Annotated in this window: 7 protein-coding genes and 1 pseudogene; 3 read left to right on the plus strand and 5 right to left on the minus strand. The window is 69.6% G+C overall.

What is annotated here, in order from left to right; genetic code table 11:
* Positions 1-3 precede the first annotated feature (3 nt).
* Positions 4-1,075, minus strand: a pseudogene (gene zapE / locus A5757_RS09330) (cell division protein ZapE); the annotation flags it as partial.
* Positions 1,076-1,133: 58 nt separating this feature from the next.
* Between zapE and A5757_RS09335 the strand changes: the two are divergent.
* From A5757_RS09335 to msrB, 3 genes are read left to right on the plus strand one after another with little or no spacing between them, the layout of a single operon-like run.
* The gene (locus tag A5757_RS09335; protein ID WP_066832333.1) at positions 1,134-2,699 is read left to right on the plus strand and encodes an alpha/beta hydrolase; all 1,566 of its coding nucleotides are present in this window, start codon (positions 1,134-1,136) and stop codon (positions 2,697-2,699) included.
* Positions 2,700-2,720: 21 nt separating this feature from the next.
* Positions 2,721-4,019, plus strand: a complete 1,299-nt coding sequence (gene aftC / locus A5757_RS09340) for an arabinofuranan 3-O-arabinosyltransferase (RefSeq protein ID WP_066832199.1) — start codon at positions 2,721-2,723, stop codon at positions 4,017-4,019.
* A complete protein-coding gene (msrB, locus tag A5757_RS09345; protein WP_156618256.1) occupies positions 4,016-4,441 on the plus strand; it encodes a peptide-methionine (R)-S-oxide reductase MsrB in 426 nt (141 codons plus the stop codon). The genes aftC and msrB overlap by 4 nt, the downstream gene beginning before the upstream one ends.
* On the opposite strand, the gene A5757_RS09350 is transcribed toward msrB, so the two are convergent.
* From A5757_RS09350 to hemE, 4 genes are all read right to left on the minus strand, one after another.
* Positions 4,401-6,710 (minus strand): bifunctional diguanylate cyclase/phosphodiesterase, encoded by a 2,310-nt coding sequence (locus A5757_RS09350; protein ID WP_066832205.1) that lies wholly within the window; start codon positions 6,708-6,710, stop codon positions 4,401-4,403. The two genes, msrB and A5757_RS09350, sit on opposite strands and share 41 nt — an antisense overlap.
* A 138-nt stretch (positions 6,711-6,848) precedes the next feature.
* Positions 6,849-7,553: a hydrogen peroxide-dependent heme synthase gene (gene hemQ, locus A5757_RS09355; protein WP_066832208.1), complete on the minus strand. Its 705-nt coding sequence runs from the start codon at positions 7,551-7,553 to the stop codon at positions 6,849-6,851.
* A gap of 5 nt (positions 7,554-7,558) precedes the next feature.
* A complete protein-coding gene (locus tag A5757_RS09360) occupies positions 7,559-8,914 on the minus strand; it encodes a protoporphyrinogen oxidase (RefSeq protein WP_066832211.1) in 1,356 nt (451 codons plus the stop codon).
* Complete coding sequence (hemE, locus tag A5757_RS09365; protein ID WP_066832214.1) at positions 8,911-9,960, minus strand: uroporphyrinogen decarboxylase; 1,050 nt, start codon at positions 9,958-9,960, stop codon at positions 8,911-8,913. Before hemE ends, A5757_RS09360 begins: the two co-directional genes overlap by 4 nt.
* Positions 9,961-10,056: the final 96 nt, after the last annotated feature.

Consider the following 10,056-nt stretch of genomic DNA (forward strand, 5'->3'; position numbering starts at 1 on the left):
AGGTCACCGCTGCTCGCCGGCCGCGGTCAACGCCAGCAGCCGGGACGTCGCGCGCAAATACTTCTTGCGGAAGCCGCCTGCCAGCATCTCCTCGGAGAAGATCGTGTCGAGCTTGGCGCCCGAGGCCACCACGGGGATGCCTGCGTCGTAGAGCCGGTCGGTCAGCGACACCATCCGCAGCGCCACACTCTGGTCGTCGAGCGGATGTACGCCGGTGATGAACACGTGCTCGACGCCCTCGATGAGCGCCTGGTAGCGCGACGGATGCATGGTCGCCAGATGTGCGCACAGCGCGTCGAAGTCGTCGAGCGTCGCACCGGTGGTCTGCGCGGCGCGCGCGGCGACCTCCTCGTCGCTCGGCGGCTGCGGCGCCGGCGGCAGATCCCGGTGCCGGTAGTCGGGGCCTTCGATCCGCACGGTCGTGAAAATTGCAGCGAGCGTGTTGATCTCGCGCAGGAAGTCCTGCGCGGCGAAGCGGCCCTCCCCGAGCTGCTCGGGCAATGTGTTCGAGGTCGCGGCGATCGAGACACCCCGCTCCACCAGCTGCGACAGCAGCCGTGAGATCAGCGTGGTGTTACCGGGATCGTCGAGTTCGAACTCGTCGATGCACAGCATGGCGTAGTCGCTGAGCAGTTCGACGCTCTCGACGAAACCGAACACCCCGGCCAGCTGCGTCAGCTCGCCGAACGTCGCGAACGCCTTGTGATGTCCCGGGCCGTCGGGCACCGCGTAGTACGACGACGCCAGCAGATGGGTCTTGCCGACGCCGAACCCCCCGTCGAGGTACAGCCCGACGCCGGGCAGTACCTCGCGCTTGCCGAACAGCTTCTTCTTGCCCGCCCGCCGGGTGACGGCCTCGGCGACGAACGCCCGGCACTTCTCGACGGCCGCAGCCTGCGACGGCTCGGCCGGATCGGGACGATAGTTGTCGAAGCCGACGTGGGTGAATGTCGGCGGCGGCACCAACTGCGCGACGAGACGCTCCGGGGTGACCGTGGGATGACGATCGACGAGATGATCCGGTCGTTTCGCCGTACCGCTGGGCCCCTGCATGCGAAGCAGCGTAGCGACGTGCTCACAGTGCAGTTCCGGTGGTGCGGTCCACCTCCAGGGCGATCGCTACTGTGGTCACCATGCTTCGGCACCCCCCGCTCCGCCGGGCCCTCGGTCTGACGGCGGTCGCGCTGATGCTCTCGTCCTGTGCGCCCCTGCTCGCGGCCAACCCGCGCTACGCCACCGACAGCGGCGCCCGGCCGCAGGGTGAGGCGCCCCCGCCGCCGCAGCAGGACGGTCCGCCGGCCATCGAGGTGCCGAAGAACGACCTGTCCTGGCGCGAATGCACGTCGCAGGTCTTCCGCGACGCGTCCGTGCCGGTACCGCCCGGCGTGCGCTTGGATTGCGCCACCTACGACGCCGATCTCGATCCCATCGACGGCGCCACCGGCACCGTCAGCATCGGCGTCGTGCGGGCTTCGTCGCCGCGCACCCCGCCCGAAGCGGGGCCGCTGGTGATGACCACCGGCACCGACCTGCCGTCGTCGGTGCAGCTGCCGGTGTGGCTGGACCGGTCGAAGGCGTCGGTGCTCGACAAGCACCCGATCGTCGCGGTCGACCGGCGCGGAATCGGCATGTCCGGGGCCCTGGAGTGCCGCGACCTCTACGACCGGCAGGAGATGATCGAACAGGCGCAGTTCGGCTACGGCGACGATCCGGTCGCCGCCCTGGGTGCGGTCACCATGACCGCGACCACCAGCTGCACCGACACCATCGCCCCCGGCGACTCCGCCTATGACAATCGCCACGCCGCCGAGGACCTTGAACGGCTGCGCAGCACCTGGGATGTGCCCGCCCTCGCCCTACTCGGGATCGGCAACGGCGCGCAGGTCGCGCTCGCCTACGCCGGCTCGCACCCGAACAAGGTGGCGCGGCTGGTGCTCGACTCCCCACTGCCCCTGGCGATCGGCGCCGAGGCCGCGGCCGAACAGCGCATCAAGGGTGAGCAGGCCGCCCTGGACGCCTTCGCCGCGCAGTGCGCCGCTGTCAACTGCCCGCTCTCCCCAGACCCGAAGGGCGAGGTCGACGCCCTGCTCAACGCGGCGCGGGCTGGTAACGGCGCCGGCGGCGCGTCGGTGGCCGCGATCACGGAGGCGATCTCGACGGCGCTGGCCTATCCGGACGGCGAAGGGGTCGCGGCGACCAACGCCCTCGGGGCGACCCTGGCGTCGGCCCGGGAGGGCGACACCGGCCCGCTGACCTCGCTCATCGCCACTGCGGAGTCGCTGCGCCAGACCGACGGCCAGTTCGTGAACTCCTGCAGCGACGCGCTCAACCGGCCCACGCCCGACCGGGTCCGCGAACTCGTCGTCGCCTGGGGCAAGCTCTACCCGCAGTTCGGTGCCGTCGGGGCGCTCGACCTCGTCAAATGCCTCAACTGGCCCAGCGGTTCGGCACCCCAGGAACCCCAGAACCTCGAGATTCCGGTGCTGCTGCTCGGAGTGCAGAACGACCCCATCGTCGGCAACGAAGGGGTGGCCGCCGTCGCGGCGACAATCCTCAACGCCGGTGCCGCCAACAGGCGGGCGATGTGGCAGGGCATCGGCCACGGCGCCAGCATCTACTCCTCCTGCGCCCTCGCGCCGGTGGTGAAGTACCTCGAGTCCGGTGAGGCGCCGGAGACCGACACGTACTGTCCGGCCTGACGGCTGACAAGATCGGCCCCGGTGTACGGTTCGCTCGTGGCGGCAGTTGACTCTCTTCGCTCCGGTCTGGCGGATGCCTTCCGGCCCCGCACCTCCCCGCCGAGCGTCGCGTCGGTATTGCGTTCGGTGCTCTGGCCGATCGCGATCCTGACGGTGATCCATCGCACCTACGTGCTGGCGACCAACGGCTTCATCACCGACGATTTCGGCCCGGTCTACCGGGCGGTGTCGAATCTGCGTCTCGGCCTCGACATCTACAACGAGCACTTCGAGCACGTCGACCCGCACTACCTCTACCCGCCCGGCGGCACACTGCTGTTGGCGCCGTTCGGATTCCTGCCGGAGGTCGCCTCCCGCAACTGGTATTTCACGCTGAACAGCATCGCCACCGTGATCGCGGCGTACCTGCTGCTGCGGTTGTTCAACTACACGCTGGCCTCGGTGGCCGCCCCGGCGCTGCTACTGGCGATGTACTGCACCGAATCGGTCACGAACACACTGGTGTTCACCAACATCAACGGGTTCATGCTGTTGGCCGAGGTGCTGTTCTTCCGCTGGCTGCTCGACGGCCGCAAAAACCACGAATGGCTGGCGGGCGCAGCGATCGGACTGGCGCTGGTCGTCAAACCCTCGCTGGCGCCGCTGTTGCTGCTACCGCTGCTCAACCGACAGTGGCGGCCACTGGTCACCGCGGTCGCCGTACCCGTGGTGTTCAACGCCGCGGCGTGGCCGCTGCACTCCGACCCGATGAACTTCATCACACGCACCGTGCCCTACATCATGGGCACCCGCGACTACTTCAACAGCTCGATCCAGGGCAACGGCATCTACTACGGCCTGCCGCCCCTGCTCATCCTGGGCCTGCGAATCCTGTTCCTACTGTTGGCCATCGGCAGTCTGGTACTGCTGTACCGGTTCTACCGCACTCGGGACCCGTTGTTCTGGATGCTGACGTCCTCGGGTGTGCTGCTGATCGCCTCGTTCCTGGTGCTGTCGCTGGGCCAGGCCTACTACTCGATGATGCTGTTCCCGTTCCTGATGACCGTGGTGCTGCCGAACTCGGTGCTGCGAAATTGGCCGGCCTGGCTGGCCGTGTACGGCTTCATGACGATGGACCGGTGGCTGATGTGGCAGTGGCCCACCACCGGCCGCTTCCTGGAGTACATGAAGGTCACCTACGGCTGGTCGCTGATGCTGGTGGTGGTGTTCTGCGTCCTGTACTTCCGCTATCTCGACGCCAAGGCCGCCGACCGCCTCGAGGACGGGATCGATCCGCCGTACCTGACGCGTCCGCGGGAGCGCGCTAGCGTGGAAACATGAGTGCAACGAACGTGCCTGCGCCGAAGGTGGCGCTGACCGACGACGAGTGGCGGAAGAAGCTCAGCCCCGAGGAGTTCCACGTCCTGCGCGAGGCGGGTACCGAACGGCCGTTCGTCGGCGAGTACACCGACACCAAGACCGAGGGCGTCTACCAGTGCCGCGCCTGCGGATCCGAACTGTTCCGCAGCACCGAGAAATTCGAATCGCACTGCGGCTGGCCGTCGTTCTTCGATCCGGCCGACTCCGACGCGGTGATCCTGCAGGCCGACGACTCACTGGGCATGCGCCGTGTCGAGGTGCTGTGTGCGAACTGTCACAGCCACCTCGGCCACGTGTTCGAGGGCGAGGGTTATCCGACGCCGACCGACCAGCGCTACTGCATCAACTCGATCTCGTTGCGGTTGGTGCCGGCCAACGGTTAGTCCTGGACCGCAGCAGCGCCGCCATCGCGGACGGGCTGAGTGGCCGACTGAAGTGGTAACCCTGCACCACGTCGCATTTGTACGCGCGCAACCGGTCCGCGGTCTCGGCGTTCTCCACCCCTTCGGCCACGGTGGTCAGCCCGAGCACATGGGCCATCGTGATCACTGCCCGCACGATCACCGCGGCGCGGGCGTCCCAGATGATCGGACCGATGAAGCCGCGGTCGAGTTTCACCTCGTCGATCGGCAATTCACGCAGATAGCTCAACGCGGAGTAACCGCTGCCGAAATCGTCGATCGCCACCCGCACCCCGTGTTCGCGCAACTGCTGCAGTACGACGCAGGTGCGTTTGATGTCGTGCAGGAACATGTCCTCGGTGATCTCTACCGTCAGCGCCGATCCCGGCAGCCCGCGGGCGGCCAGCGTGCCGCTGAGGCGCGCCGAAAGATCCAGATCGGCCACCGACGGCGCGAACAGGTTGACCGCGACGGGCGTCGGCGTCCCGTCCGCCGCCCAGCGCGCGGCGTCGTCGAGGGCCTTGTCCACCACCAGCTCGGTGACCGCGCCCATCAGGCCGTGCCGGCGGACCAAGGGCAGGAACTCACCGGGCCCGAGCAGGCCGTGCGCTGGATGCGGCCACCGCAGTAGCGCTTCGGCGCCGACGATCTCCGAGGTCGCCAGGTCGAATTTGGGTTGGTACACCAGCGACAGCTCACCGTGGTCGATCGCCTGCCGGAGCTCTCCGAGCAACTGCACAGCCGCCGCGCCGCCGCCTTTCCCGTCGGCGCGGGGCGTGGGGTTCAGCCCCGCCTCGGGATAGACCAGCGCCATCTCGGGAGTGAATTCGTGCACTCCGTGTGTGCGTGCCCGCTTGGCGACGTACATCGCCGCGTCGGCACGTTTGAACAGTTCGTCCCCGGAGACTGCCGCGTCGTCCTTCCCGGTGACGGCCAGACCGACGCTGGGCCGCATCAACAGGTCGTGTCCGTCGAGGACGAACGGCGCGTCGAACGCCTCCACCACCCGCTGCGCCACCTCGTTGGAACGATCCACCTGATCTTCGAGCAGCACGGCGAACTCGTCACCGCCCTGCCGCGCGACGGTGTCGCCGGGCCGTACGCAGATCTCGAGCCGCCTGGCGACCTTGACCAGAAGGTCGTTGCCCGCACTGTGGCCGAGGCTGTCGTTGACGACCTTGAAATCATTCAGGTCAAGCGACAACACCGCGACGGTGCGGCCGTCGCGTTCACGCAGGGCGATCGCATGGGCCAACCGGTCGTTGAACAGCGTGCTGTTGGCCAGCCCGGTGAGCGGGTCGCGCAGCGCCTGGTCGGCCACGGTGCTGAGCAACCTGCGGTTCTCCCACGACGCCAGGGTCTGGCGGCCACAGATGGCCAGGAGCATCGCCAGCACGCTCCACCGCAGGACGCCGTCGAGTTCGAGCACCGCGGCGACCGAGCCGCCGATGAGCAGCGGCGCGTACGGCAGCCAGATCGAGATCTGGGTGGGCAGCGCGGGCACGGCGTCGGACTCCACGCGTGCTCGCGTGCTCACCAGCGCCGCCGCGCCGAACACCGCCGCACCGGCCATCCAGCCCAGGTCGATCGGATGCCCGGAGGCGTAGGTGCTGTGCGCGGTGAGCCACGCGAATGCGCTGTCGGACACGGTGACCAGTGCCAGCCCCGCGGTGACCATCGCCGTCGGCAGGCGGCGGGAGGCGTCGGTGCGCACCAACATCAGCAGCGCGATGGCCAGGATCGTCAGATCGGTGAGCGGGTAGGCCAGCGCGAGCGCCAGCGTGAAGGTGTCGCCACTGTTGGCGAGATAGACCTCGTCAAGCGCGGTCACCCACGCCAACAGGAACAGCGACAGCGCGACGATCAGCCCGTCCAGGAAGATCCGCAGCCGGGACTGCCCGGCCGGACCGACCGGTATCTGCAGCAGCGCCAGGCACGCGAACACCGGGAACAGCAGGTAGGCAATGTCAGCGAGCGACGGGAACGGGGCCTCGTCGGTCAACAGTTCGTACCACGCCCACGCCGCTTCTCCGACGGCCCAGCCGCCCAGCGCGACCGACCAGCAGAGCCAGACGCGGCGCCATCGGCCACTGGCAGCCCGCACGGCCACGACGGCGCAGACCGCGGCGTATCCGGTCAGCAGGATCGTCGTCGTATTGGCCACCAGGATCGCACCGGGCAGCCCGATGATCAGCCAGCAGGCGACGATGAGCAGAAGGACGGCCGACGACGCCATCGCGACGCGAGGCATTCCGCGAAGTCCAGACACCCCGCCTCCACCCGTGAACGTGTTGGGCGAACCTAGCAACTCAAGGGCGTCGCTGGGGTCGGATCCGGCTCAACGGCAGGTATACCGCGACGAGCGGTAGCGCCCGGCGGAGCGGCGGGGTCAGGGCAAGCGGTCGATCAGCTGCTCGACACCGACACGCGGCCCCGTGAAGAAGGGCGTCTCCTCGCGGACATGCCTACGCGCATCGGTGGCCCGCAGATCCCGCATGAGGTCGACGATGCGGTGCAATTCCGGGGCCTCGAACGCCAGGATCCACTCGTAGTCCCCCAGCGCGAACGACGGCACCGTGTTGGCGCGGACGTCCTTGTAGCCGCGCGCGGCCATCCCGTGCTCGGACAGCATGCGGCGACGCTCGTCGTCGGGCAGCAGATACCAGTCCAGCGAGCGCACGAACGGGTAGACGCAGATGTAGTTACCGGGATCCTCGCCGGCGAGGAACGCCGGGATGTGGCTCTTGTTGAACTCGGCGGGGCGGTGCAGCGCGACGTTGCTCCACACCGGCGTGCTGGCCCGGCCCAGAGCCGTCGTCCGCCGGAGGTCGGCGTAGGTGGCCTGCAGCGCCTCGACGTTGTCGGCGTGGGTCCACATCATGAAGTCGGCGTCGGCGCGCAGACCCGCGACGTCGTAGAGACCGCGCACGACGACGCCGCGCTCCTCCTGCTGCTTGAGGAACGTCGCGGTCTCGTCGACGACCGCCGCGCGCGCCTCCTCCCCGTAGCCCAACTCCCCCGGCCGCACGGAGAACACGGAGAACATCAGGTAGCGGATCTGGGAGTTCAGAGCGTCGAAGTCGAGCTTGGCCATGACATCTATCGTGCCACGCCCGAAATCGCCAGCGATGCCACGGCCCTGGCGGCAGACGCCACACACGCCGGCACCCCGATGCCGTCCAGATAGCCACCCGCCACCGCAAGTGCGGGCGGCAGGCCGGCCCGCAGTTCGGCGATCAGGGCGGCGTGGCCGGGACCGTACTGGGGCATCGCGTCGAGCCACCGATGCACGTGGTGATCGACGGGTTCGACGTTCAGCCCGAACACGGCGGCCAGATCCTCGACCGCCCAGGTCAGCAGTTCCTCGTCACCGGTGTCGCGGGCGAGGTGATCGCCGAACCGGCCGTAGGACAACCGCAGCAGCTCGACGTTCCCGCGCGGCCCCCATTTGCGCGACGACAGCGTGATCGCCTTGGCGCGCAACCGTTCTCCGCTGGCGACCAGCACCCCGGACTGAGCGGGCAGCGGGGTGCCACCCGGCAGCGCCAGCGCCACCACCGCCGCGGATGCCACCGCGATCCGCCGGGCCGCCGCGGCGGTGCCCGGTGCGAGATGCTCGATCAGCCGCGGCAGCCGCGGGGCGGGAACGGCCAGCACCACCGCGTCGGCGGGGTGGCGGCCGCCCTCGTCGTCGACGACCTCGAATCCGGTGCCAGTGCGGTCGACGCGTTCCGCTCCCACCTGCGCCCACTCGATGCGCGCCTGGTCACGCAGCGCGTCGAGCAGCACGGTGTAGCCGCCGTCGACCGCACCGAAGACGGAGCCGGTCGCGGGGGGCGGCAGCGCCGCGCGCACGGCGTCGGTGAGGTTGCGTGCACCGCCGTCCAGCGCCGCGGCCAGGGTCGGGGCGGCCGCGCGCAGACCGATCGTCGCAGCCGATCCGGCGTACACGCCGCCCAGCAGCGGGTCCACCGAGCGGGCCACCACCTGCTCACCGAAGCGGTCGCCGACCAGGGCGGCCACCGTCGGATCGGCGCCGGGACGCCACGCCAGCGGCCGGGTGCGTTCGTCGGTCATCCAGGCGACGGTCGCGTCGTCGACCAGGCCCGCGACCGAGGAGGCCTGCGCGGGGATGCCCTGCAGCGTGCCCTGCGGCATCGGATGCAGCCGGTCGCGGCTGTAGATCAGTGGACGCACACCGGTGGTGCCGATCTGCCGGCCCGCCAGACCGAGTTCGGCCAGCAACGCGGGGACCTCGGGGCGCCGCGCGACGAACGCCTCGGCGCCGACGTCGAGCCACTGGCCGCCGACGCGTTCGGTGCGCAGCACTCCCCCGAGCCGGTCGGCGGGGTCGAGCAGGGTGATCGTCGCGTCGGGGCCGGCCGTCACCCGCAGCCGGTAGGCGGCTGCCAGCCCCGAGATGCCGCCGCCGACAACACAATACGTGCGTCTCACAGCGAGTGCACCAGCTCCACCGCCGCGGTGATGATCTCCGGGTCGGTCGCGGGCAGCACACCGTGGCCGAGGTTAACCACGTGACCTGCCGCGCCCGCGTCGACGGCTCGGCGACCGTCTTCGACGACGGCGCGCACGGCCCGCTCGACCACCGGCCAGCCGGCCAGCATGACGACCGGATCCAGGTTGCCCTGCAACGCGGTGCCCGGCCGGACCCGGCCCGCCGCGTCGGTGAGCGAAGTCCGCCAGTCGACGCCGACCACGTGCGGCCCGGCCTCGGACATGGCGCCGAGCAGTTCGGCGGTGCCGACCCCGAAGTGCGTCATCGGCACGCCGGCGGGCGCCAACTCGGCGAACACCCGGGCACTGTGCGGCAGGACGTGGGTGCGGTAATCGGCGAGCGAGAGGGTGCCGGCCCAGGAGTCGAAGAGCTGCAGCGCGTCGACCCCGGCGTCGACCTGGGTCTGCAGGAATTCGATCGTCACGTCGGTCAGGGCGGTCATCAGCGCGTGCCAGGTCTGCGGCTCGCCGAACATCATCGCCTTGGTGCGCTCGTGGTGCTTGCTCGGTCCGCCCTCGACCAGATAGGACGCCAGCGTGAACGGCGCCCCGGCGAAACCGATCAGCGGAACGTCGCCCAGTGCGCGGGTGAGCATCCCGACCGCGGCCGCCACGGGCGCCACCTGCTCGCGGTCGAGCGGTTCGATCGCGGCGACGTCGGCGGCGGTGCGCACCGGATGATCGATGACCGGCCCGACGTCGGGGACGATGTCCAGCCCGATCCCGGACGCCCGCAGCGGGACGACGATGTCGGAGAACAGGATCGCGGCGTCGACGTCGTGCCGGCGCACGGGCTGCAGCGTGATCTCGGTGATCAGCTCGGCGTCGAAGCAGGCCTGCATCATGGTGTTCTTCGCGCGCAGCGCTCGGTACTCCGGCAGCGACCGGCCGGCCTGCCGCATGAACCACACCGGGACGCGATGGGGTTTGCGACCGCGCGCGGCGGCGAGGTAGGGCGATTCGGGCAGTTCACGACGGCTGTTCATCGGCTTCAATGCTGCCACGACGCGAAAGAGGGGCGCCCCGGTGTGGGGCGCCCCTCTTTGTGGGTGGGTTCATCGGGTGGTGACGTAGACGACGCG

The organism is Mycobacterium sp. 852013-51886_SCH5428379, from assembly GCF_001665575.1.
In the GTDB taxonomy this organism is placed as follows: Bacteria; Actinomycetota; Actinomycetes; order Mycobacteriales; family Mycobacteriaceae; genus Mycobacterium.

Coding starts and splice junctions, on each gene's coding strand:
- msrB (WP_156618256.1), top strand. CDS start 4,016: ATGAGTGCAACGAACGTGCCTGCGCCGAAGGTGGCGCTGACCGACGAC.
- A5757_RS09350 (WP_066832205.1), bottom strand. CDS start 6,710: ATGCCTCGCGTCGCGATGGCGTCGTCGGCCGTCCTTCTGCTCATCGTC.
- hemQ (WP_066832208.1), bottom strand. CDS start 7,553: ATGGCCAAGCTCGACTTCGACGCTCTGAACTCCCAGATCCGCTACCTG.
- A5757_RS09335 (WP_066832333.1), top strand. CDS start 1,134: ATGCTTCGGCACCCCCCGCTCCGCCGGGCCCTCGGTCTGACGGCGGTC.
- hemE (WP_066832214.1), bottom strand. CDS start 9,960: ATGAACAGCCGTCGTGAACTGCCCGAATCGCCCTACCTCGCCGCCGCG.